General features: G+C 68.9%; 19 protein-coding genes. 11 read left to right on the top strand and 8 right to left on the bottom strand.

The features are described 5' to 3' along the window. Nucleotides 1–518 precede the first annotated feature (518 nt). Entirely contained in the window at nucleotides 519–740 is a 222-nt protein-coding gene (locus B9D87_RS26385; RefSeq protein WP_007775712.1) for a hypothetical protein, read from the top strand. Between the two features lie 97 nt (nucleotides 741–837). On the opposite strand, the gene B9D87_RS26380 is transcribed toward B9D87_RS26385, so the two are convergent. From B9D87_RS26380 to B9D87_RS26365, 4 genes are all read right to left on the bottom strand, one after another. Continuing rightward, entirely contained in the window at nucleotides 838–1,809 is a 972-nt protein-coding gene (locus B9D87_RS26380; protein ID WP_040631171.1) for an IS481 family transposase, read from the bottom strand. 100 nt (nucleotides 1,810–1,909) lie between these two features. Further along, nucleotides 1,910–2,902 carry a sensor histidine kinase gene (locus tag B9D87_RS26375; RefSeq protein WP_040630820.1) on the bottom strand — a complete coding sequence of 331 codons (993 nt, stop codon included), beginning with the start codon at nucleotides 2,900–2,902 and terminating at the stop codon, nucleotides 1,910–1,912. Between the two features lie 130 nt (nucleotides 2,903–3,032). Further along, on the bottom strand, nucleotides 3,033–4,490 hold the full coding sequence (locus B9D87_RS26370) for a FadR/GntR family transcriptional regulator (protein WP_007772651.1): 1,458 nt from the start codon (nucleotides 4,488–4,490) through the stop codon (nucleotides 3,033–3,035). A 16-nt stretch (nucleotides 4,491–4,506) separates the two neighbouring features. Further along, nucleotides 4,507–5,700, bottom strand: coding sequence for a thiolase family protein (locus B9D87_RS26365; RefSeq protein WP_007772652.1), 1,194 nt, complete (start codon nucleotides 5,698–5,700; stop codon nucleotides 4,507–4,509). Nucleotides 5,701–5,765: 65 nt separating this feature from the next. Between B9D87_RS26365 and B9D87_RS26360 the strand changes: the two genes are divergently transcribed. Next, nucleotides 5,766–6,101, top strand: coding sequence for a Zn-ribbon domain-containing OB-fold protein (locus B9D87_RS26360; RefSeq protein ID WP_007772653.1), 336 nt, complete (start codon nucleotides 5,766–5,768; stop codon nucleotides 6,099–6,101). Nucleotides 6,102–6,111: 10 nt separating this feature from the next. Here B9D87_RS26360 and B9D87_RS26355 read toward each other — a convergent pair whose 3' ends face one another. Next, the gene (locus tag B9D87_RS26355) at nucleotides 6,112–8,298 is read right to left on the bottom strand and encodes an acyl-CoA dehydrogenase family protein (RefSeq protein WP_007772655.1); all 2,187 of its coding nucleotides are present in this window, start codon (nucleotides 8,296–8,298) and stop codon (nucleotides 6,112–6,114) included. A 134-nt stretch (nucleotides 8,299–8,432) separates the two neighbouring features. Continuing rightward, complete coding sequence (locus B9D87_RS26350; RefSeq protein ID WP_007772657.1) at nucleotides 8,433–9,200, bottom strand: SDR family NAD(P)-dependent oxidoreductase; 768 nt, start codon at nucleotides 9,198–9,200, stop codon at nucleotides 8,433–8,435. 111 nt (nucleotides 9,201–9,311) lie between these two features. On the opposite strand from B9D87_RS26350, the gene B9D87_RS26345 reads away from it, so the two are divergent. After that, nucleotides 9,312–10,841, top strand: a complete 1,530-nt coding sequence (locus B9D87_RS26345; protein WP_007772659.1) for an ATP-dependent DNA ligase — start codon at nucleotides 9,312–9,314, stop codon at nucleotides 10,839–10,841. Nucleotides 10,842–10,854: 13 nt separating this feature from the next. Here B9D87_RS26345 and B9D87_RS26340 read toward each other — a convergent pair whose 3' ends face one another. Beyond that, nucleotides 10,855–12,132, bottom strand: a complete 1,278-nt coding sequence (locus B9D87_RS26340; RefSeq protein ID WP_040630825.1) for an ATP-binding protein — start codon at nucleotides 12,130–12,132, stop codon at nucleotides 10,855–10,857. Nucleotides 12,133–12,225: 93 nt separating this feature from the next. Between B9D87_RS26340 and B9D87_RS26335 the strand changes: the two genes are divergently transcribed. The 5 genes from B9D87_RS26335 (at nucleotide 12,226) to B9D87_RS26315 (ending at nucleotide 18,797) form a co-directional block, all read left to right on the top strand. Next, nucleotides 12,226–14,499, top strand: coding sequence for a carbon starvation CstA family protein (locus tag B9D87_RS26335; RefSeq protein ID WP_007772661.1), 2,274 nt, complete (start codon nucleotides 12,226–12,228; stop codon nucleotides 14,497–14,499). 340 nt (nucleotides 14,500–14,839) lie between these two features. Beyond that, nucleotides 14,840–16,357: an Hsp70 family protein gene (locus B9D87_RS26330; protein ID WP_007772664.1), complete on the top strand. Its 1,518-nt coding sequence runs from the start codon at nucleotides 14,840–14,842 to the stop codon at nucleotides 16,355–16,357. 14 nt (nucleotides 16,358–16,371) lie between these two features. Beyond that, nucleotides 16,372–17,037, top strand: a complete 666-nt coding sequence (locus B9D87_RS26325) for a nitroreductase family protein (protein WP_007772667.1) — start codon at nucleotides 16,372–16,374, stop codon at nucleotides 17,035–17,037. Nucleotides 17,038–17,068: 31 nt separating this feature from the next. Then, nucleotides 17,069–17,947 (top strand): polyphosphate kinase 2, encoded by an 879-nt coding sequence (gene ppk2 / locus B9D87_RS26320; protein ID WP_007772673.1) that lies wholly within the window; start codon nucleotides 17,069–17,071, stop codon nucleotides 17,945–17,947. Between the two features lie 19 nt (nucleotides 17,948–17,966). Beyond that, nucleotides 17,967–18,797 carry an oxidoreductase gene (locus tag B9D87_RS26315; protein WP_040631004.1) on the top strand — a complete coding sequence of 277 codons (831 nt, stop codon included), beginning with the start codon at nucleotides 17,967–17,969 and terminating at the stop codon, nucleotides 18,795–18,797. A gap of 2 nt (nucleotides 18,798–18,799) precedes the next feature. Here the strand turns inward: B9D87_RS26315 and B9D87_RS26310 are convergent, their stop codons facing one another. Next, complete coding sequence (locus tag B9D87_RS26310; protein ID WP_007772677.1) at nucleotides 18,800–19,756, bottom strand: LLM class F420-dependent oxidoreductase; 957 nt, start codon at nucleotides 19,754–19,756, stop codon at nucleotides 18,800–18,802. Between the two features lie 537 nt (nucleotides 19,757–20,293). Here B9D87_RS26310 and B9D87_RS26305 point away from each other — a divergent pair. From B9D87_RS26305 to B9D87_RS26295, 3 genes are read left to right on the top strand one after another with little or no spacing between them, the layout of a single operon-like run. Further along, nucleotides 20,294–21,502, top strand: a complete 1,209-nt coding sequence (locus tag B9D87_RS26305) for an acetyl-CoA C-acetyltransferase (RefSeq protein ID WP_080598583.1) — start codon at nucleotides 20,294–20,296, stop codon at nucleotides 21,500–21,502. Next, on the top strand, nucleotides 21,499–22,281 hold the full coding sequence (locus tag B9D87_RS26300; protein ID WP_007772681.1) for an enoyl-CoA hydratase/isomerase family protein: 783 nt from the start codon (nucleotides 21,499–21,501) through the stop codon (nucleotides 22,279–22,281). Before B9D87_RS26305 ends, B9D87_RS26300 begins: the two co-directional genes overlap by 4 nt. Beyond that, nucleotides 22,278–23,420: a CaiB/BaiF CoA transferase family protein gene (locus tag B9D87_RS26295; protein WP_040630832.1), complete on the top strand. Its 1,143-nt coding sequence runs from the start codon at nucleotides 22,278–22,280 to the stop codon at nucleotides 23,418–23,420. The genes B9D87_RS26300 and B9D87_RS26295 overlap by 4 nt, the downstream gene beginning before the upstream one ends.

Below are 23,420 nucleotides of genomic sequence, written 5' to 3'. Positions count from 1 at the left end.
GACGACGGTCACCGGCGGCGCCGGCGGCTCGGGACTTATCGGCGGAAGCGGAGGCGCTGGCGTCGGCGGCCTAGGCGGACTCATCGGCAGCCTCGGCCTTTAATCCGATTGAAAAGCGTCCCGCCGCGACATCGTCTCGGCGGGACGCCATTCCTCACTCACTTCGTCCATCCAGCGCACCGGGATGACGGAGAATCTCGCACCCGACTCCGGCCGGGATTAAGCGCGCAATAGCAGCGGAATAAATGGCGCTATTGCGCTGCCAATTGCCGTTTATCGGCGCCGCCTGTCCCGCGCCGTTGTTTGTTGATCATGCGGCGTGAATGCGACGTTCCCCGTACGCGCCTAGCTCCGAATAGTGCTGCAACAGAGGCCAATTGGTTCCGATCCGTATGCCCGCAGCACGCCCGACGCCAAATGTAAATTGAGTCTTTACGTGTGTTTAATAGTCGTTGTAACATCCGTTAAATCGGACGGCTTACGGCGGGCCCACGCCCTCCAAATGAAAGGATGTGGTAATGAATTCAACGAGGACGAAGAAGGTCGTCAAAGCGACCGCGGCCGCCGCGGGATTCGTCGTGGTGTTGTTCGCGCCGACCGGGTGCCTGGTAAGTGGGACCACCGCCGGAACTACCACCGGGGGCACGTTGGGCGGCACCACCGGCGGTACGGTCGGCGGCACCGTCGGTGGCACGGTCGGCGGGATCGTCGGCGGGATCACCGGCGCGCTCGGCCTCTGACCGAAAAGGGCAAGCGACCCGTGGGGACCTGCGGTCTCGGCGGGTCGCTATTTTTTCTACAGCTGCGTCCTAGCTGTCGTGACCTGACACGTTGTTGTCAGGCAGCGAGTCGGCTGATTGGTGGTCGTCCGCCGAGGGCGGAGTGGCCTCGTCGAGTGTTGTAGCGGCGAAGGAATTGGTCAAGACCGCGTCTGCGCAGGGTGTTGTTGGTCCAGGGCCGGGCGTAGGCCCATTCGTTGAGCAGGGTCCGGTTGAAGCGTTCTGCTTTGCCGTTGGTCCAGGGACAGCCGGGCTTGCTGAATCGGCGTTTGAGCTGCCAGGCCGAACAAACCCAGCCCCAGTCGGTGCCGTGTCGGTAGACCAACGCGTTGTCGGTCAGTAACCGACGCACGCGCACGCCGTGGGCGGCGAACCAGGCCAGTGCCCGGTGGAGAAACCCAGCGCACGTCGGGTCCTTCTCGTCGGAGAGCACTTCGCTGTAGGCCAGCCGGGTGTAGTCATCGATGGCGGTGTGGACGTAGTCGTAGCCGATCTTGGTCTTCTTGTGCCGGTGGGTAACTGAGACCGCGGCGTCGCGGCCGTGCAGCCGCCAGCCACCGCCTGAAGGGATGCGGCCGAGCTTTTTGACGTCGACATGGACCATGGCCCCTGGCGTGGGGTGTTCGTAGCGGTTGGCGCTGCGCGAAGAGCAGCGCACCGCCTCGCCGGTGATCGGGTCGATGGCACTTAGATGCGGCATCTGGTGGCGCGCCAGGATTCGCCCGACCGTCGAGGGATTCAGATCCAGTTCGGCGGCAAGCACCACAGCGCCACGCTTACGGCGTCGGCGGGCGGCGAGCACCTTCTGCTCGACCCGATGGCTGGTGCGGTTGGGCATCTGGATCGGCCGTGACGAACGGTCAGCCAGCGCGGCAATGCCGCCCTGGGCATATCGGCGCAACCACTTGTACACCGTCGCCCGCGAAATCCCCAGTTGCTCAGCCACATGCGCGGCCGGCCACCCGGCGGCGACACGCTCAACAATCAGCCGACGAGCGAACACATTGGTACGGGCGTTAGCGTGAGACACAAGGACCTCCTACGGGTGAATGCCAGACACATCCACTCCGTCAGGAGGTCCTCCCACTTTCAAGCAGGCACGCCGTTAACAACCTCGCGGGTCACGACACCTAGCCGGCCGGGTTGGCGGCGGACTCGAACCGCAGATACGCCTGAATCGTCGTGCCGGTTCTGGTGGTGTGGGTTCGCACCAGGTCCGAGATGGCGTTGACCAGGTACAGGCCGCGACTCGCGGGGCCGCACGGGCCCGGGTCCAGGCGGCCCACCATCGGGTCGTCGAATCGCCCGGTGTCGCGTGCCTCGCAGACCAGGTGCCCGTCGTCCTGCCAGAACGCCAACCGGCACGCGCCGCCGGTGTACATCAGGCTGTTGGTGGCCAGCTCGGTGGCGACCAGCTGCAGATCCTCGGTGCTCTCCTGCGAGAGCCCCATCCAGCCGGCGTAGTCGACGGCAAAGGATCGGGCCGGGCGCAGGTCGGCCGACTTGCGGACCATGTAGGTGACCGCGCCGGGACCGGCCGCCAGCGGCTGGTTGCAGCGTTCCAGGACGTCCCTGGGGGCGTAGTTCGGGCTGCTCTGCAGCGCACCGCCTTCCCACAGCATCGGATGCGTCGCGCGCGCATTCGACAGCACCTCGTCGCGGAGCCGGCTCGCGTCGTAGAGGCACAAACTGGTGGCCGGGTAGCCGTCCATCGCCTCGTTGACGAGCGCTTCGTGCTCGATGCAGGAGACGAACTCCTCGTCGCTGCGGCCGGGCCATGCGAGCTGGCTGACGATCCGGACCCGTTGGTCCGGGTGTTCGTCGATGAACGCACCCTCCATCGCCATGAACCGGCTCGGATTGCGGGCCACCTCGGTGATGTCAACCATGCGCACGTCGGCGGGCAAGTCGCCGCCGGCGTACAACTCGTCGTGCAGCAGCGCCAGTGCCTCGGCAGGCACGGCGAGCAGCACCGCCTCGTCCAGCGCCAAACCGTCGCTGACGAAGCGGCCCACCAAATCCAAAAACTCCTGCTGAGAGTGATAAATCGATGCGGAGTGGACGAAACCGTATTGTCTGGTTTCGCTGTCCGCCGTCACTTCAGCGCTCTCGCTTTCGATCACTTACGCCAACCCCCTGCTGGGTCGGCTGACGCCGTCCCTCCCTTCCAGTACCCCAGACGGGCCTTCGCTATACCGCGCAACAGATCACATTTGCATTCGCCTCACCGGAGCCGCCCGGCGAGCGCGTTTTCTACAGCCACCACGAGGCGGCCGCGTCGAGATGGCGGCGGAGGCGATACGAGGCGACGCTCTCGTCGGCCACCTCGACCGCCTCGACGATCCGCAGGTGAGCGTGGTGCACGGCCAGCACGTCCGACCAGGTCGGCAGGGCCTGCCCGGTGCTCGACCAGTGCCTGCGGAACAGCTCGACGATGATCCGCAGGAACAGGTCCAGCAGCGCGTTGCCGGCAAGCTGTGCCAGCCCGACGTGGAAGTCGAACTCCTCGGCGATCGCCCGCCGCACGTCGTCGGCCGTCGGGCGGGAATTTTGTGGCAGCCCGGACCGATGGGTGGCCAGGAACGACGCCACCTCGGGTTCGCCCAGGCGCTTGACGACCTTGGCGAGGTTGTCGATCTCGATCGCGTCGCGGACGCAGCGCAGGTCTTCCCGGCTGGGGTCGCGATACTGCAGGTACAACGCGATCGTGTCGATGCTGGCCTGCGCCGCGGGTCGGGCGATGACCAGCCCGCCGCCGGGCCCGCGGCGCATGCGGGCTATCGAGTGGTATTCGAGCAGCCGCACCGCCTCGCGCAGCACCGCGCGGCTCACCCGGTAGCGCTCCAGCAGGGCCGCCTCGGTGCCGAAGACCGAACCCACCCGCCAGCCGCTCGCGGCGATGTCGTCGCCGATGGTGACGGCCAGCATCTCGGCCAGCTTTCCCCGGGGCGCCTCGGAATCGAGCCGCCGACGCCTCTGGTGGCCTCGCCTCCCGTCGCCCGCGTGGTGCTGCTGCAGCCAGGCGGTGACGGCCTCGACGTGTCGTTCGGACAGCGTCTTGGCGCGCGCCGAATCGCCGGCCGTGACGGCCGCGACGATCGCGGAGTGGTGCGCGTGCAGATGGTCGACCGCCTCGATGGCCTCGGTCGCCGAGTCGGTGCGCGACGCCAACGCGTAGCGGGTGGTGAGCCGCATCAGCACGTTGATGAACAGTTGCAGCACCGGGTTTTTGGATTGCTCGGCCAGCGCCATGTGGAACTCGTCGCGCGGCGCCGGCAGGCCGGGCTTCCACTGCTGTTCGCCCTCCAGCACCGCCCGCAGCCGCGCGATGCCGGCCTCGTCGATGCGCTCGGCGGCGAGCGAGGCCGCCAGCGGCTCGAGCACCAGGCGCGCGTTGAGCAGGTCGCCCAGCGTGGTGCCCAGGTATTCGAGATAGATGACGACGGCGCGGGTGGCGGGGCCCGCATCGGGCTCGCAGATGTACAACCCGCCGTTGGGCCCGCGGCGCATCCGCGCGACCTGATGGTGTTCGACCAGGCGGACCGCCTCCCGCAACACCGACCGGCTCACCCCGAAGCGCTGCTGCAGAGCCTGTTCGGAGCCCAACGACTCGCCAACCGCCCAGCCGCGGCGGACGATATCGGCTTCGATGTCGCGGGCGAGGATCGAAGCGAGTTTGTCGGCCTGGCCGGTCCGTGGCTCCTCAGTCATCCGATTGCGCTGTCGCTCAACAGGTCAGCAGCATGCACCCCGCGACGGGCCCACCGCCGACGGAGACGACGCCCACCTCGGGGCGTCGCGACACCTGCCGCTCCCCCGCGTCGCCGCGCAGCTGCAGGCACCCTTCGTGCAGCGCCCAGTAGCCGTGCATGCGACCGGCCGAGAGTTGGCCGCCGTAGGTGTTCAGCGGCAGCTGCCCGTCGCGCGCGATTCGTTCCCCGCCCGCCACAAACGGGCCGCCCTCGCCGTCGGCGCAGACCCCCAGCGCTTCCAGCCACGCCAGGGTGAGGTAGGTGAAGCCGTCGTAGAGCTGGGCGACCTGAAGGTCGGCGGGCTTCAACGTCGTGCGCGACCACATCTGCGCCGTGGCGTCCGACATCGCCATCTTCGGGTAGTCGGCGCGGTGAAACCACCCGCCGGCCCCGTCCGACCCGCCGATCGCCTCCACCCGCACCGCGCGGTGGGGACAGTCCGCGGCGTACTCCGCATGCGAGACCACCACCGCGATCGAGCCGTCGATCGGGACGTCGCAATCCAGCAGGCCCAGTGGGGTGGATACCAGCCGAGCGCCCAGGTAGTCGGCCATCGTCATCGGATCCCGGTAGACCGCACGGGGATTCAACGCCGCGTTGCGCCTGCCGTTGAGCGCAATCCAGCCCAGCTGCTCCTTGGTGGTCCCGTACAGATCCATGTGGCGACGGCAGTTGAGTGCCAGCCAGTTGGCGGCCGAATAGGCATGCGCCGCAACCAGATCGTTCACGTCATCCATAGCCCCGACGGCGGGCTTCGGCTCGCCTTCGGGAGTCTCGAACATGCGCGCCAACGGCGGGGCCGGTACGTTCTCTTCCTGCTTGACCGGGACGGTGCCGCCGAGCATCTGGATCGTCCGGTAGACCACCACGTGGCGGGCGCGGCGTTCGGAGACCGCGCGGCACGCCGACATCACCGGCGAAAGCAGGCCGCCGGTGCCGAAGCCCGATCCGCAGTCGGCGGCGTCGATGCGGAGCTCGGCGTTGACGTCGGCCGCGGGTGTGTCACCCAGCGTGGCGATGCCGTCGATGTCGCCGGCGGCCAGCCCGGCATCGTCGATGGCGGTGCGCACCGCCTCCATGGTCAGTTCCAGGCCCGGGATGCCGGTGCGGCGCCCGATTCGTGAGATCCCGATGCCGGACAAGATCGCGTCTTTTTCGAAATGCGTCATGCACACCGCCCGTCAGAACCACACCCGCCACCGGCATCGAATCAATTGAGTGTACTGTATTCGTCGTGTCGAACGGGCCGCTGCTCATCGAGTACTGCGACGGCTGTGCGCGCTGGATGCATCCGGCCAGCGGCGAATGCCGCGAATGCGGGGGCACCCTGGAGCCCCGAGAAGTTTCCGGGCTGGGCACCGTGTTCACCTACACGGTCAACCATCACCCGTACAACCCGGAGATCCCCACCCCGTACGTCATCGCGATCGTCGAGCTGGCCGAGCAGAGCGGCCTGCGGGTAGCCGCCAATATCGTTGACTGCGAACCGGATTCGGTGAGCTGCGGGATGACCGTCGCCCTGCGGCCGGAACGCGGCAGCGGCGGCGCGGCGCAGTTCGCGCCGGCCTGACCGCCCCGGACTAGTTGATCAGCGGGTCACGCGGCATGCCGAGGATCCGCTCGGCGATCTGATTGCGCGTCACTTCCGACGTGCCGCCGGCGATCGCCATCCCGCGGGCCCCCATCATCAGCCGGCCGGCCAGGGCGCCGGCGCCGTCGGTCAGGGCGACCTCCGGACCCAGCAGCGCCGCCATGATCGCGGCGCCCTCCACCATGTGCTCGGCCAGCTTGAGCTTGGTGACGTTGCCCTCCGGACCGGGTCCCGCGCCTTCGACGCTGCGCGCGGCGCGCCGCAGGTTCAGCAGCCGCAGCGCGGTTTCCTCGGCCAGATATGACCCGACCCGAATTCGCCCGCCCGCCAACCGATCCGGGTGTTGCTCGGTGAGCTGCACCAGTTGGTCGGCCAGTCCCTCGTAGAACGACCCGCTGCCCCCGATGCTGACCCGTTCGTTGCCCAGCGTCGCGCGCGCGACGGTCCACCCGGAGTTGGGCGTGCCGACGACGTCCTCGTCGGGGACGAACAGGTCGTTGAAGAAGACCTCGTTGAAGTCGGAGCCGCCGGTGATCTGCCGCAGCGGGCGCACCTCGACCTCGGGCGCCTTCATGTCGACGATCACCGTGGTGATCCCGGCGTGCTTCGGGGCGTCGGGGTCGGTGCGCACGGTGGCCAGCCCGCGCGCGCAGTAGTGCGCCCCGCTGGTCCACACCTTCTGGCCGTTGATCTTCCAGCCGCCGTCCACCCGGGTGGCGCGCGTCTTGATGGACGCGGCATCCGAACCGGCGTCGGGCTCGGAGAACAGCTGGCACCAGATCTCGTCCTTGCGCAGCGCCTTCTGGACGAATCGTTCGATCTGCCAAGGTGTTCCGTGCTGGATCAGGGTCAGGATCACCCAGCCGGTGATGCCGTAGTCGGGCCGCTTGATGCCGGCCGCGCGGAACTCCTCCTCGATCACCAGCTGCTCGACGGCGTCGGCCGCGCGTCCCCACGGCTTGGGCCAGTGCGGCATGACGTAGCCGGTCTCGATCAGCTTGTCGCGCTGGGCCTCCTTGCCCAGGCCGGCGATCTCGGCGGCGTCGGCGCGGATGCCGGCGCGCATTTCCTCGGCCTCCGGCGGCAGGTCCAGGCTGTTCTCGCGGACGGCGCCGGCGGCGGTGCGCTCGAACACGTCGGCGGCCGGCGCCTCAGCGCCGCTGCCGCCGAACAGCGCCGCGCTCACCACCGCCCGGCGCAGGTGCAGGTGCGCGTCGTGCTCCCAGGTGAAGCCGATGCCGCCGTGCACCTGGATGTTGAGCTCGGCGTTGCGGACGTAGGCCGGGAAGGCCAGCGCCGCGGCCACCGCGGCGACCAACCGGAACTGCTCCTCGTCCTCCGATGAGTCCTCGGAGGCCGCACGGGCGGCGTCCCAGACGGCGGCGATCCCGGACTCCGCGCCCACCAGCATGTTCGCGCAGTGATGCTTGACCGCTTGGAAAGTGGCGATGGTGCGCCCGAATTGCTGGCGCACCTTGGCGTAGTCGACGGCGGAGTCGACGCAGTCCGACGCCCCGCCCACGGCCTCGGCGGCCAGCAGGGTGCGTGCGCGGGCCAGCGCCGATTGCCTCGCCCCGGTCAGGACGTCGCCGTCCGAGACCCGCACGTTCTGCAGGCGGACGCGTCCGGACCGCCGCGTCGGATCGAAGTTCTCCGGCACCTCGACCGAGACGCCGTCGCGACCGCGCTCGAGGACCAGCACGTCGTCGCCGGCGGCGATCACGAGCAGCTCGGCCAGCCCGGCGCCCAGGACGATGCCGGCCTCACCTTCGGCCACACCATCGTTGACCTGCACCTGACTGTCCAGCCCGATGCCCGCGGTGACGGTGCCGTCGATCAGGCCGGGCAGCAGCCGCGACTTCTGTTCGGCCGTACCGTCTTTGGCGATCACCGCGGAGGCGATGACGGTGGGCACGAAGGGGCCGGGCGCCACCGCGCGACCGAGTTCTTCGATCACCACGACGAGCTCGGGCAGGCCGAAGCCGGAGCCGCCGTACTCCTCCTCGACGTGCAGGCCGAGCCAGCCGAGCTCGACCAGGTTCTGCCAGAACCCGGGGCGCGGCTCGTCCGTGGCGTCGAGCAGCGAGCGCGCCGCCCACCGCGCCTTCTGCGAGGTCAGGAACCCGCGAGCTACCTCGGCGAGTTCACGATGGTCGTCGGTTATTGCGATACCCATGAGGGCCCTCCTCGCGCCGCATGCCAGCCGGTGTGATTGCCCCAGAAGCTGGGTGGCCTGCCCCGCTTCGAGGGGAAGCGGGGCGGCTGCCTAAAGAGTGTACTTAATGCGGGGAGGGCGCAGACGGGGGGCGTCTACTTGGGAGCGAACCGCTGCCCGGCGTCCAGGCGTAGGCACTGCCCGTTGAGCATCGGGTTGTCCACGATGGCCGCGGCCAGCTTCGCGTACTCCTCGGGCCGGCCGAGGCGCTTGGGGAACGCCGCGTCCTTCGTCAGCTGCGTCGCGAACTCGTCGGGGATGCCCTGGGTCAGACCCGTGGCGAACAGGCTCGGCGCGATGCCCAGCACCCGGATGCCCACCGAGCCCAGGTCGCGGGCCATGGTCAAGCACATCCCGGCAATCCCCGCCTTGGCGGCGGTGTAGGCGACCTGTCCGATCTGGCCCTCGAAGGCCGCGATGGAAGCGGTGTTGATGATGACCCCGCGCTCCCCGGTGTCGGGGTCTTCGGGCTCGTTCTTGGCCATGTGCGCGGCGGCCAGCCGGCTGATGTTGAAGGTGGCGATCAGGTTGAGATCGATTACCGACTGGAAGGATTCGAGGTCGTGCGGGCCGGACTTGGTCAGCGTCCGCTTGGCGATACCGCCACCCGCGGTGGTGATCACGACGTGCAGCCCGCCTAGCTTGTCGACCGCGGCCTGCAGGGTCTCTTCGGTGCCGGTGAAGTCGGTGACGTCGACCGGGTAGAAGGTGCCCCCGACGCCCTCGGCGACGGTCTTACCGTCGGAACCCTCGCGGTCGAGAATGGCGACATCCGCGCCGCGTTCGTGCAGCAGCTCCGCGCTGGCACGGCCCATTCCCGAGGCGCCGCCGATGACGACGACCTTCTTCCCACTGATCTCCATCCGGACGTCTCCTTTGTGGTTGTCAGAATCACTGCGATCTGTAACGTTACGTAGGCACGCTAGCGTGTCCGTTCTCCAGGGCTGTCACCGAGCCATGCCAAGCTGGCAACCGTGCTCCTCATCGACGTGGCGACGACGTCCACCGACGTCGGGAGCACGTCGTCGCGGCTGACCAAAGTCGCGCGCATCGCCGGCCTGCTGACCCGGGCCGCGCCCGACGCCGCGGTGGTCGCCGTCATCGTGTCGTGGCTGTCCGGCGAGTTGCGGCAACGCCAGATCGGCGTGGGCTGGGCGGCGCTGCGCTCGCGGCCGCCGCCCGCGACGGACCCCTCGCTGACCGTCGCGGGCGTCGACGCCGCCTTCTCCGAGATCGGCGCCGTGTCGGGTAAGGGCGCGCAGGCGCGCCGCGCCGCGCTGCTGGATGCCCTGTTCGCGGCCGCCACCGACACCGAGCAGACCTTTCTAGTGCGACTCCTCGGCGGCGAGCTGCGCCAGGGCGCGCTGGCCGGGATCATGACCGACGCCGTGGCCAAGGCCGCCGGCATCCCGCCCGCCGCGGTGCAGCGCGCCGCCATGCTGGGCGGCGACCTGCCGGCGGTGGCGGCCGCGGCCCTGTCCGGCGCCGCGTCGGCGCTGGACGCGTTCACCCTGCGGGTCGGCCGGCCGGTCGGCCCGATGCTGGCGCAAACCGCGACGGGCGTGGCCGATGCGATCGAACGCCACGGCGGCCCAACAATGTTCGAGGCCAAGCTGGACGGGGCGCGGGTGCAGATCCACCGCGCGGGTGACGAGGTCACCGTCTACACCCGGAGCCTCGACGACGTCACCGCCCGGCTGCCCGAGGTGGTGGAGGCGACGCTGGCGCTGCCGGTCGACAACCTGATCGCCGACGGCGAGGCGATCGCCCTGCGGCCCGACAACCGTCCGCACCGGTTCCAGGTCACCGCCTCACGGTTCGGCCGCTCCGTCGATATCGTCGCAGCCCTTGCCGCGCAGCGGCTTTCGGTATTCTTCTTCGACATCCTGCATCGCGACGGCGTCGATCTGATCGACGCCCCGACCACCGAGCGGCTGGCCGCCCTCGACGCGTTGGTGCCGCCGGCGCAGCGAGTCGACCGGCTGCTCACCGCCGACCCCGCACAGGCGGGCGCCTTCCTGGACGCGACGCTGGCCGCCGGCCACGAGGGCGTGATGGCCAAGGCGCCCGGCGCGCCGTATGCGGCGGGGCGGCGCGGAGCGGGCTGGCTGAAGGTCAAGCCGGTGCACACGCTGGATCTGGTGGTGCTCGCGGTGGAGTGGGGATCGGGTCGGCGCCGCGGCAAACTCTCCAACATCCACCTGGGCGCGCGCGATCCGGCCGGCGGCGAATTCATCATGGTGGGAAAGACTTTCAAGGGCATGACCGACGCCATGCTGGACTGGCAGACGGCGCGGTTCAGCGAACTGGCGGTCGGCGGGACCGACGGTTACGTCGTTCGGGTGCGGCCCGAGCAGGTGGTCGAAATCGCGCTGGACGGCGTGCAGAAATCGTCGCGCTACCCCGGCGGGCTGGCGCTGCGGTTCGCCCGCGTGGTGCGCTATCGCGACGACAAGGGCCCCGCCGAGGCCGACACCATCGACGCCGTGCGCGCGCTGTACTGAGCCGCAGCGGGAACTACAATCTCGCGAATCGCGCTTTGTCGTCGGCGAATTCGGCCAGGATGGCGCCGGTCAACGTCGGCCGGACGTCGTCGACGGCCATCAGATAATCCGCGGTCGTCGCGGGCTCTCCCCGCCCATGCTCCATCTCACGGTCGAACGCCACCTGCGCGCCCTTGCGGGCCGCGAACTCGATGTCAGCGGGTGTGAACAGCTCGGTCGCCGCGACCAGCTGTTCCACATCGATACCCGAATCACCTTCGCTGAGATAGCGTTTCCACACCGACATCCGGGCCGGCTGGTCCGGTGGACCGATCGGGATGACGTAGTCGAAGCGGCCGGGTCGCAGAAACGCCGAGTCGAGCGAATGAACCGAGTTGGTGGCGCACACCAGCAGCCGCCTGTCGTGCTCACGAAACGACGGGATGAGTTTCAGCAACTCGTTCGTGACGCCGGTCTCGATGGTACCGGCGCCGGCGCGAGCGGCGGCGATCTCCTCGACCTCGTCGATGAACAGCACCAACTCGTCGAGTTCGGCCAGCTCTCCGAAGACTTCCCGGAGCGAAGCCGCCAGGCCGCCGTCGGCCACCGCGGCCAGGCGGGACGGAAACAGTTCCACGAAGGGCCAGCCCAGCCGCGACGAAATACCTTTGGCGAAGCTCGTTTTGCCGGTGCCCGGCGGGCCGAACAAGATGACGGCCTTGGGAGGGCGCACCCCGTAACGGTCGGCGATGTCGGGGTGCGCCAGCGGAGCGATGATGCGCTGTTCGATGATGAGCTTCTCCTGCTCCATCCCGGCCAGTTCCTGCCACAATCCCGGCGGCAGCATCCGCCCGCCCAGCTGTGCGAGCATGTTGGCCTGATCGGGCCGCAGGTGCTCGATCATTTCGTAGTACACCAGTCCGTCGCGGCGGGCGTAACCGGAATTCTCCAGCGCCGCTGAGCCGGTAGCGCCCTCCGGAACGATCGCGCAGATCTTACGAACCCCGACCGAACGCAGTCGTCGTTCGAGATCGGCCAGAAGCGCGCTGCCGATACCGCGATGACGCCACCGTGACGCCAGCGCCACCAGCAGCACCCACGCCCGTTCACCGTCCGTCCGCGCGACGGCCATCCCGACGACTTCGTCACCCACCGCGGCGACCACCGCCGGTTGACCGGACCGGGCCGCCGCCATGACTTCGGCGACGGCGAAGACCGGCTCCGCCGAACCCGGACTGCGGCTTTGGTCCCAGATCTGGATGGCCTGGTCCAGATCATCGTCGTCGTAGTCACGCACTCGCCATAACGGCACCAAATCACGGTAATGCCCTGCTCTCGTAATGGCCATGGCCTCGCCGCTCCGCTGAACAGGCGTCATTGGTTCAGCGCGCGTAGGGTTTCCGCCGTGGCAGTCACCGAGCACGACAAAGACGTCAGCTACATCCACACCGACGATGACCTGCCACCCGTCGCCGTCGTCGACCGCTCCCCCATCACCGCGCGGCACAGGATCGCGTTCGCCATCATCGCGGTGCTCGGCGCGCTCGCCTGGGCGATCATCGCGTTCGCGCGGGGCGAGACGGTGAACGCGGTGTGGCTCGTCGTCGCGGCGATCTGCACCTACCTGATCGGATTCCGGTTCTATGCCCGGCTGATCGAATCGCGGATCGTCCGGCCGCGCGACGACCATGCCACACCCGCCGAAATCCTCGACGACGGCACCGATTACGTGCCGACCGACCGCCGGGTGCTGTTCGGCCATCACTTCGCCGCCATCGCGGGGGCCGGGCCGCTCGTCGGCCCGGTGCTGGCCACCCAGATGGGCTACCTGCCGTGCAGCATCTGGATCGTCCTCGGCGCGGTGTTCGCCGGGGCGGTGCAGGACTACCTGGTGCTGTGGATCTCCACCCGGCGGCGGGGCCGTTCGCTGGGCCAGATGGCGCGCGACGAGTTGGGCGCCACCGGCGGGGTCGCCGCGATGGTGGGCGTCCTGGTCATCATGGTGATGATCATCGCGGTGCTCGCCCTGGTGGTGGTGCGCGGACTGGCCCAGAGCCCGTGGGGCGTGTTCTCCATCGCCATGACCATTCCCATCGCGCTCTTCATGGGCTGCTACCTGCGGTTCCTGCGGCCAGGGCGGGTGGGCGAAGTGTCACTCATCGGTTTCGCGTTGCTGATGCTCGCCGTGGTCTCCGGCAACTGGGTTAGCGAAACATCTTGGGGCGCTTCGTGGTTGAACCTGTCCGCGGTCACCGTCTCCTGGCTCATCATCGGCTACGGCTTCGTGGCGTCGGCGCTGCCGGTGTGGCTGCTGCTGGCGCCGCGCGACTACCTGTCGACGTTCATGAAGGTCGGCGCCATCGCGTTGCTGGCGCTCGGCATCTTCCTCGCGCATCCGCTCATCCAGGCGCCGGCGGTGTCAGGATTCGCCCACCGCGGCGACGGGCCGGTGTTCGCCGGCTCGCTGTTTCCGTTCCTGTTCATCACCATCGCGTGCGGCGCGCTGTCCGGATTCCACGCGCTGATCTCGTCGGGGACGACGCCCAAGCTGCTGGAGAAGGAAAGCCAGATGCGCTTCATCGGCTACGGCGGCATGCTGACCGAGTCGTTCGTCGCCGTCATGGCGCTCATCAGCGCGGCCGTCCTCGACCAGCATGTCTACTTCGCACTCAACGCCCCGGCCGCCCAGACCGGGGGCACCGCCGCCACCGCGGCGCACTACGTCAACGGACTCGGGCTGTCGGGCGGTCCGGCGACCGCCGAGCAGCTGAACCGGGCCGCCGCCAGCGTCGGTGAAAAGTCGATCGTGTCACGCACCGGCGGCGCACCCACGCTGGCGGTGGGCATGTCCGAGGTGTTGAACCGGGCCTTCGGCGGCGCCGGTCTCAAGGCGTTCTGGTACCACTTCGCGATCATGTTCGAGGCGCTGTTCATCCTGACCGCCGTCGACGCGGGCACCCGGGTCGCGCGGTTCATGCTCTCCGACGCGCTGGGCAACCTGGGCGGCCCGCTGGCCAGGCTGCGGAACCCGAGTTGGCGCCCCGGCGTCTGGGGTTGCAGCCTGGCGGTGGTCGCCGCCTGGGGCGGCATCCTGCTGATGGGCGTGACCGATCCGCTCGGCGGCATCAACACGCTGTTCCCGCTGTTCGGCATCGCCAACCAGCTGCTCGCCGCGATCGCGCTGACCGTCATTACCGTGATCGTCATCAAGAAGGGCTTGCTGAAGTGGGCCTGGGTTCCCGGGTTGCCGCTGCTGTGGGACCTGGTGGTCACGCTGACCGCGTCGTGGCAGAAGATCTTCTCCGCGGATCCCGCCGTCGGCTACTGGACGCAACACTTCCGGTACCTGGCCGCCAGGAGCGCCGGCAAGACGTCGTTCGGCTCGGCCAAGAACGCCCATCAGCTCGACGAGGTCGTCCGCAACACCTTCATCCAGGGCACGCTGTCCATCCTGTTCGCCGTGGCCGTCGTCATCGTGCTGATCGCCGGAGTTCTGGTCGCGCTCGGCGCAATTCGCGGGCCGGGCAGCAGGCTGAGCCGGCCGCTGACCGAGGACGATCCGGTGCCGTCGAAGTTCTTCGCGCCCTCCGGCCTGATCCCCACCGCCGCCGAACGCGAGGTGCAACGCAGGTGGGAGGGGCTGCCGGCGTGCAGTAGCGAGCCGCGCACAAACAGGTAGCCGACTACGCGTGCCTACCGGTGGTCGCCGACCTTACGTTAACGGCGGCATCGGCAGACGTCCCCGGGCGACCGGGCCGCAACGCGAAGAAGGTGGACGAAATGCTGGTCACGCCAACGGGACTCCAGACCGCACCCGGCACCCTCAGCGGGCCCACCGCGCAACCGTCCCCGGTCGCCGCGGCGCTGCGGCGGATGGTTGCGGACGCGAATTTCCCGCGGCACCCCCACTACCAGGAGCACTGCGCCTACATCGAGGACGCCCGCATGGCTCGCACGCGGACGGCACGCCGCGCAAAAAGGTCGTACCCAAGCCCGCGTCGCGGTCCTAAACTTGCGCGATGAGAGTCGGTATCGACTTTGGCACCACGCACACCGTCGTCGCGGCCGTCGACCGGGGCAACTATCCCGTCGTCTCCTTCGAGGGCGTGGATGCGTGGCCGTCGCTCATCGCCGCCAACGCCGCCGGGGAGTTGCGCTTCGGCGCCGACGCCGCCGCCGTCCGCCACGAACCGGGATGGTCGGTGCTGCGCTCGTTCAAACGCCTGCTCAACGACGCCGGACCGTTGACCTCGGTCACTCTCGCGGGCCGTGACTATCGCCTGGCCGACCTCCTCGCCGGCTTCCTGGCGCAGCTGAAAACCGATCTGCAGCGGCACTCGAACGCCACGCTGGCGCCGGGCGAAGGCATCGAAGCTGCGATCAGCGTGCCGGCCAACGCCTCGAGCGCCCAGCGCCTGCTGACCCTGGACGCCTACGTGGCCGCCGGCTTTCACGTCGTCGCGCTGCTCAACGAGCCGTCCGCGGCGAGCCTGGAATACGCCCACCGGTACCGGTCCACCATCACCGCCAAGCGCGAGTACGTCCTCATCTACGACCTGGGCGGCGGCACGTTCGACGCGTCGCTGCTGAAGATGACCGGGCACGCGAACGAGGTCGTCATCAGCGAGGGCATTCAGCGCCTCGGCGGTGACGACTTCGACGAGGCGATCGCGGAGTTGGTGGCGGCCGGCGCCAAGCTGCCCGACCTCGACGCGGCCGAGCGCGCGCTGCTGGCCGAGGAGTGCGCCACCCGCAAGGAGGCGGTCGGGCCGCAGACGCGCCGCTTCTTGGTGGACCTGTCCGCGGTCGATCGGCCCCCGTTCTCCTGCCCCATCGACGACGTGTACGCGGTGTGCGCGCCGCTGGTCGACCAGACGACGGAGTTGCTCCAGCGCGTCCTGCGCGATCCGGCGCGCGGCCGCAAGGACGTGGACTGGTCGGAGGTGGCGGGCATCTACGTCGTCGGCGGGGCCGGCGGGTTCCCGCTGGTCTCCCGGATGCTGCGCAGCACCTTCGGCGAGAAGCGGGTGAAACGCTCGCCGCACCCCTTCGCCGCCACCGCCATCGGCCTCGCCGTCTTCTTGGACAAGGAGTCCGGTTTCGCGCTGTCCGAACGCTTCTCGAGGAACTTCGGGGTGTTCCGGGAGGCCGAGGCCGGCGCCGGCGTCGTCTTCGATCCGATCGTGTGCAAGGACGTTTCGCTTCCGTCCGACGGGCAATCCCCGCTCGTGGTGAAGCGAAAATATCGGGCGGCACACAACATCGGGCATTTCCGGTTCGTCGAATGCAGCCGCCTGGTCAACGGGCGCCCCGACGGCGACGTCACGCCCTATGACCCGGTGCTGTTCCCGTTCGACCCGGCCCTCTACGACCGCGACGACCTCGGGCGGCAGCCGGTCGGGCGCTGGACCGACGGGCCCGACGTCGAGGAGCGCTACGTCATCGCCCCCAGCGGCGCCGTGGAAGTGACGCTGACGACGAAGCCGGCCGGATTCGAGCGCACCTTCCGCCTGGAGCGGTGCGCGTCCGCGAGTTGACGAGCCGGCCCGCGATGCAGCTATACGACGTGATGCGAACGACTTTCGCGGCACGGGAATTCACCGACGATCCGCTGCCCGACGAGGTGCTGGGGCGCATCTTCGACAACGCCCGGTTCGCTCCCAGCGGCGGCAACCGGCAAGGCGCCCATGTCACCGTGGTGCGCGACGAAACGGTCCGCCGCCGGCTGGCCGAACTCGGCAAGCCCGCCGCGCGCCGCTACTTCGCCCAGTTGCAGGCGGACGAAAACCCCTGGAATTCCGTCCATCCCAGCGGCGTGCCGCAAGACGTCATCGACGCGACCGAGATCCCGGCCACGTTCGTGGCGCCGATCGCCAAAGCGCCTGTCGTCCTGGTGGTTTCGGTGGACCTGGCCGTCGTCGCCGCCATCGACCAGGATCTGGACCGCGTCGGCATCGCCGGCGGGGCCTCGGTCTACCCGCTGATCTGGAACATCTTGCTCGCCGCGCGCGGCGAGGGCTACGGCGGCACCATCACGACGATGGCGATCGCGGCCGAAGACCAGGTCCGCGAACTGCTCGGCATCCCGGACCGGCACGCGGTGGCCGCCGTGGTGCCGCTCGGAAAGCCGGTGCGGCAGCTGACCAAACTGCGCCGCCGACCGGTCGCCGAGTTCATCACTCGAGATCGATTCGACGGCCCGCCCTTCGGCGGGTAAGGGCCCTCGACAAGGCCGATAGCGTCGAACCATGACCGAAATCGATCTGGACGCTCTGTCGACGCCCGAACACGGATACACCGTGGACGACCACGATGACGACGACCCGGTCCTGCTCGACCGCGAGGGCAAACACATCGACACGTGGCGCGAGCGGTATCCCTACGACCACCGGATGCCGCGCGACGAGTACGAGCGACTGAAGCGGCAATTGCAAATCGAACTGCTGAAACTGCAGAAGCACAACAAGCGCGTGGGCGGCAGGCACGTGATCCTGTTCGAGGGGCGCGACGCGGCCGGCAAAGGCGGGACCATCCAGCGGTTCATGGAGCACCTCAACCCACGCAATGCGCGGGTCGTGGCGCTCGAAAAGCCGACCGAGCAGGAGCAGACGCAGTGGTATTTCCAGCGCTACATCAGCCACCTGCCGTCCGGGGGCGAGATGGTGCTGTTCGACCGCTCCTGGTACAACCGCGCCGGCGTCGAAAAGGTGATGGGGTTTTGCACCCCAGACCAGTACGCCGAGTTCATGCAGCAGGCGCCGCCATTCGAACGGATGTTGGTGGACAACGGCATCCATCTGACCAAGTTCTGGTTTTCGGTGTCACCCGCCGAGCAGCGCACCCGGTTCGCCATCCGGTTGGTCGACCCCGTGCGGCAGTGGAAGTTCTCCCCGATGGACCTTGCGTCGGTGCGAAATTGGGACGACTACACGGCGGCCAAGGAAGCGATGTTCGAGGCGACCGACACCGACATCGCTCCGTGGATCGTGGTTCGGAGCAACGACAAGAAGCGTGCCAGGATCAACGCCATGCGGTACCTGCTCGCCACCGCCGACTACGACGACAAGGACGATGAGGTGGTCGGTGAGCCGGACCCGCTGATCGTGGGCCGCGCGCTGACCGACTGAGGTGAAGGGAGACATTTTCGTGTCCACATGGCTCATCACCGGATGCTCGAGCGGGCTCGGTCGCGCGCTCGCCGAGGCCGTCATCGGCGCCGGCCACAATGCCGTCGTCACCGCGCGCGACGCCGCCGCGGTCGCCGACCTCGCCGAGACCGCGCCCGAGCGGGTGCTGGGCGCCGCCCTCGATGTCACCGACCCCGCGCAAGTCGCCTCGGCCGTGCAGCGGGCGATCGAGCGATTCGGCCAGATCGACGTGCTGGTCAACAACGCCGGCTACGGCTATCGCGCCGCGGTCGAGGAGGGCGACGACGCCGACGTCCGCGCACTGTTCGAGACGCATTTCTTCGGCACCGTCGCCATGATCAAGGCGGTGCTGCCGGGCATGCGGGCGCGGCGCAGCGGCGCCATCGTGAACATCTCCTCGATCGGCGCCCAGCTGACCCCGGTGGGGTCCGGCTACTACTCGGCGGCGAAGGCCGCGATCGAAGGCATCAGCGGAGCACTGCGCGGTGAGCTTGTACCCCTGGGCATTTCGGTGACGATCGTCGAACCCGGCGCCTTCCGCACCGACTTCGCCGGCCGCTCGCTGGTGCAGTCGGCGACCGTCATCGACGACTACGCCGCCACCGCGGGGCGGCGGCGCAAGGAAAACGACACCATGCATGGCAATCAGCCCGGCGACCCCGCCAAGGCCGGCAACGCCATCATCGCCGCCGTCGAATCCCCTGACCCGCCTGCGTTTTTGCTGCTCGGGCCCGACGCGCTGGCCGCCTATCGCTACACGGCGGATGCGCGGGCCGCCGAGATCCGAAAATGGGAAGAGCTCACCAGCGGCACCGATTTCGAGGGCTGACCCTAGCCGCGCACTTGCGGCAGCACGCCCTGCTCCCACGCCGCGAAGAACCCGTCCATGTCGGGGCCGATCTGTTGCACGTAGATCTCGTCGACGTCGGCGTCGATGTATTCGCGCACCTGTGCGATGTGCTTTTCGGGATCCGGTCCGCACGCGACACTTTCGCCCACCGCGTCCGGCGGCACCAACGACATCAAGGCGGCAAAGTCCTTGGGCCGCGGCAAGATCTGCGATGTCTGGCCGGGCAGCCCCTCGTTGGCCCACAATCGGTGCGCCGTCTTCAGGGCGGCATCGGCGTCGGTGTCCCAGCAGACCTTCATGCCGCCCTGCACCGGCTTGTCGCCGCCGCCGGCCTCCCGGAATTGCTTGACCAGATCGGCGTCGGGCATGGCGATGCTGTACCCGTCGCCGATGCGGGCCGCCAGCTCGACGGCCTGCGGACCGAACGCCGACACGTAGATCGGCACCGGTCGCTCCGGCCGGGTGTAGACCTGCGCCTCCTGCACCTCGTAATGCTTGCCGTGGTGGCTCACCTCACCACCCCGGTGCAGTTTGCGAATGACGTCGATCGCCTCCTCCAGCATCTCGAGGCGCACCCCGGGCGACGGCCAGGGGTCGCCGAGAATGTGTTCGTTGAGGGCCTCGCCGCTGCCCACGCCGAGCACGAAGCGTCCGTCGAGTTGCACGGCCGCGGTCGCCGACGCCTGCGCGATGATCGCCGGGTGGATCCGGATGGTCGGACAGGTGACGGCGGTGCTGACCGGCAGCGAGGTCGCCTCCGACAGCGCACCGATCACTCCCCACACGAACGGGCTCTGGCCCTGCTCGTCGTTCCAGGGGTGATAGTGGTCGGAGATCCACAGCGCCTCGAATCCGGCGTCCTGGGCGCGCTTGGCCTGGTCGATGAGTTCCTTGGGCCCGAATTGCTCGCAGGTGAGAAAGTATCCGATCTTCGTCATGGCGCCGGGCTACCCGCTGCGGGCCCGGTTATGCGCCAGTCGGACGGGTCGATCTCGTTGCGCGCCGGAGGCGGAGTGTGACGGAGCCGAACGCACATCCGGCACCGTCGACGCGTAGCGGCGCGAGTTAGGCTGCGGTCCAATGCTTTCCACTTCAGCGGATGCGCAGAGACGAACACGAGGCGCCGCGCACTCCCCGCACGCCTAGCATCGCGCACTCCCCGCACGCCACGGAAGGACAGTGTCGAGTGCCCGCCTTCGAGCGACAACTCCAACAAGCCCCCGCCTCCCCACCGCGTTGTCGCTCGAAGGCGGGCAAACACCCATCACCTCCAGCGGAGACTGACGGGGCGCGTGTGACCAGAGCAGCGCAACCGGCGCCGCCCTCAGCGCCAGACGAGAACAGCTTCGCCGATTCGGAGAAGGTAGTTCTCCTCAGTCGAGAGACGGATTACGATCGCGGGTGACCTGTGCCGGTCCCGCCGCACCTGGTGGCCGCCAGACCCATGACGATCGGAGTCCATCATCGACGCCTGGATTCTCGACGCGGTCCGCACGCCCCGCGGCCGCGGCCGCCCCGACGGCGGACTGCACGGCGTGCACCCGCAAGCCCTGCTCGCCCGGTGTCTCAACGCGCTGGCGGAGCGGACCGGCTTCGACCCGGCCGATGTCGACGACGTGATCGCCGGCAACGGCATCCTGTCCGGAGACCATGGCGACGACATCGCCCGCCTGTCGGTGCTGCTGGCCGGCTGGCCCGAGACCGTTCCCGGGATGACGCTGAGCCGATTCTGCGGGTCCGGACAGCAGGCGGTCACCGTCGCGGCCGCCGCCATCGCCGCGGGCAGCGACGATCTGGTGATCGCCGGCGGCGTCGAGTCGATGTCACGGTGGGACGTCACGGCCGGCGTCCCCACCATCGACGGCAACAACCCCGACCTTCGCGCGCTGTATCCGACTGTTCCGCAAGGTATTTCAGCGGATCTCATCGCCACCCTGGAGGGATTCAGCCGCGAGACCGTCGACGCCTACGCGGCGCAGAGCCAGAGCCGCGCCGCCGCGGCCATCGAGCAGGGGCGCTTCGCGGGTTCGCTGCTCGACGTACCGACACCGGATGGTCGCGTCGAGCGTGACGAGCATCCCCGCGCGGGCACCACCACCGAGTCGCTGGCCCGCCTCAAACCTGCCTTCGCCGCGATGGGCGCCGCGTGCGCCGACGGCGAGCGGCGCACGTTCGACGAAATCTGCCTGCAGCGCTATCCGGGCATCGACCGCATCGATCACGTGCATCATGCCGGCAATTCGTCCGGGGTGGTCGACGGCGCCGCCGCGGTGGCGCTGGCCTCCTCGAACTGGATGCATACCCATCGGGTGACGCCGCGAGCGCAGATCCGGGCGACCGCGGCCATCGGCAGCGAACCGGTCATCATGCTCACCGCGCCGGGACCGGCGGCTCAGCGATGCCTGGAGCGGGCCGGGATGACCGTCGCCGACATCGATCTCTGGGAGATCAACGAGGCCTTCGCGGCCGTCCCGCTCAAGACGATGCGCGATCTCGACATCGACCCCGAGGTGGTCAACGTCAACGGCGGCGCGATCGCGCTCGGCCACCCGATCGGGGCCACCGGCGCGATGCTGATCGGCACCGTGCTGGACGAGCTCGAACGCCGGGACCTGACAACGGGACTGGTGACCATGTGCACCGGCGGTGGGATGGGCACGGCGACCATCATCGAGCGGGTGTGACCGTGCCGCACACCGTGGAGTTCGAACGGCCCGGCGATGGCGTCGTCATCCTCCGGCTCAACCGCCCGCGGCGGCTCAACGCCATCGACGAGTCGATGCAAACCGAATTGCGGCAGGCCTTGGGCGATGTGACCGCCGACCACTCGGCGCGCGCCGTCGTGCTGACCGGCGCCGGACGCGGGTTCTGTGCGGGCATCGACGTGCGTGACTTCGGGCCGTCCATGCTGGAGGCGAGCGCGCCGGCGCTCGACCGGATGCGTTTCCAGGAACGGATGGCCGCCCTCGCCGAGGCGGTGCGCGCGCTGCCGCAGCCCGTCATCGCAGCCGTCAACGGCCCCTGCGTGGGCGCGGGACTCGCGCTGTGCCTGGCTTCCGACATCCGAATCTGCTCGGCCGCGGCATCTTTCGGCAACGCCGCGATTCTGCTCGGGCTCTCGGGCGCCGAGATGGGCATGAGTTATCACCTGCCACGCATCGTCGGCACCAGCGTGGCCGCCGACTGGATGCTCACCGGGCGCACCGTGTCTGCCGCCGAGGCCGACCGGCGGGGTCTGGTCAGTGAGGTCGTCGAGCCGGACCGGCTGGCAGACCGCGCAATGGAATTGGCGTCGCTGATCGCCGGCCATGCCCCGCTCGGAGCGCAGCTGACCAAGCGCGCCCTTCAGGTCAACACCGACGCCCCCAGCCTGGCGGCGGCCATGGAATTGGAAAACCGCAATCAGGTGATTTCGCACGCGACCGACGAGGCGGCCGATCGCCGCAAGAAGTGGTTTTCATGACCGGACCCCTACGCGGCATGCGCATCGTCATGATGGGTGGGTTGGGGCCCGCACCTTTTTGCGGAATGCTGTTGGGCGACTTGGGTGCCGACGTCATTCGCGTCGACGCCCTGGCCGGCGTTGACGGCCCGCTACCCGTCGACCACACCGTCCGTCGCAGCCAGCGGTCACTGGCCGCCGACGTGAAGGATCCGCGCGGCCGGGACCTTGTCCATCGGCTGGCCGCCGGCGCCGACGCCTTCGTCGACGTGTACCGGCCCGGGGTGGCCGAACGCCTCGGCATCGGTCCCGACGCCCTGCTGCAACACAATCCACGCCTGGTCTACGCCCGCATGACCGGCTACGGACAGGACGGGCCGCTGGCAGGTCACGCGGGTCACGACATCAATTACCTTGCGCTGACGGGCGCCCTGCACGCCATCGGCACCGCCGAATCACCGGTCCCGCCGCTGAATCTCGTCGGCGACTACGGCGGCGGCGGGATGCTGTTGGCGGTCGGGCTGCTCAGCGCGATCCTCGAGGCACGCGAGTCGGGCGCCGGCCAGATCCTCGACGTGGCGATGGTCGACGGCGTCGCGGCCCTGCTGGCACCGTATTTCGGCATGCTCGCGGCCGGGACGTGGCGCGACCGTCGTCAGGACAATCTGCTCGACGGCGCCGCGCACTTTTACGGCGCCTACGCGACGGCCGACGGGGGCCACATCGCCGTCGGCGCCATGGAGCCGAAGTTCTATGCCGAACTGTGCGCTCGACTCGACGTCGACGTGCCCCACGACGACGGCGACCCGGCGGCGTGGGCCGCCCACCGGGACGCGCTGGCCGCGCGCTTCGCCGAGAGGACCCGCGACGAGTGGGAGCGCCTCCTCGATGCGCCGGGATGCTGTGCGACACCGGTGCTTTCGTTGGCCGAGGCGCCGCAACATCCGCACAACGCCGCGCGCCAGACGTTCATCAAACTCGACGGCATCACGCAACCCGCACCGGCGCCGCGCTTTTCCCGGACCCGTCCGGCCACGCCGGCATCTCCGTCGTTGCCAGGCGATCACACCCGCGCGTTGCTTTCCGAACTGGGATTGGACACAAGGGCCATCACCGAGCTGGAAGACGCCGGCGTAGTGGCGCAGAGCAAGAAGGGATAG

The sequence above is a fragment of the Mycobacterium colombiense CECT 3035 genome, assembly GCF_002105755.1.
In the GTDB taxonomy this organism is placed as follows: Bacteria; Actinomycetota; Actinomycetes; order Mycobacteriales; family Mycobacteriaceae; genus Mycobacterium; species Mycobacterium colombiense.
The sequence above is the reverse complement of the archived record's forward strand: the minus strand, read 5'-3'. Positions and strand labels throughout refer to the sequence as shown.

Excerpts from the sequence above, each read along its gene's own strand:
- B9D87_RS26310 (WP_007772677.1), bottom strand. The coding sequence starts at position 19,756 with ATGACGAAGATCGGATACTTTCTCACCTGCGAGCAATTCGGGCCCAAG.
- B9D87_RS26295 (WP_040630832.1), top strand. The coding sequence starts at position 22,278 with ATGACCGGACCCCTACGCGGCATGCGCATCGTCATGATGGGTGGGTTG.
- ppk2 (WP_007772673.1), top strand. The coding sequence starts at position 17,069 with ATGACCGAAATCGATCTGGACGCTCTGTCGACGCCCGAACACGGATAC.
- B9D87_RS26385 (WP_007775712.1), top strand. The coding sequence starts at position 519 with ATGAATTCAACGAGGACGAAGAAGGTCGTCAAAGCGACCGCGGCCGCC.
- B9D87_RS26365 (WP_007772652.1), bottom strand. The coding sequence starts at position 5,700 with ATGACGCATTTCGAAAAAGACGCGATCTTGTCCGGCATCGGGATCTCA.
- B9D87_RS26330 (WP_007772664.1), top strand. The coding sequence starts at position 14,840 with ATGAGAGTCGGTATCGACTTTGGCACCACGCACACCGTCGTCGCGGCC.
- B9D87_RS26325 (WP_007772667.1), top strand. The coding sequence starts at position 16,372 with ATGCAGCTATACGACGTGATGCGAACGACTTTCGCGGCACGGGAATTC.
- B9D87_RS26350 (WP_007772657.1), bottom strand. The coding sequence starts at position 9,200 with ATGGAGATCAGTGGGAAGAAGGTCGTCGTCATCGGCGGCGCCTCGGGA.
- B9D87_RS26370 (WP_007772651.1), bottom strand. The coding sequence starts at position 4,490 with ATGACTGAGGAGCCACGGACCGGCCAGGCCGACAAACTCGCTTCGATC.
- B9D87_RS26355 (WP_007772655.1), bottom strand. The coding sequence starts at position 8,298 with ATGGGTATCGCAATAACCGACGACCATCGTGAACTCGCCGAGGTAGCT.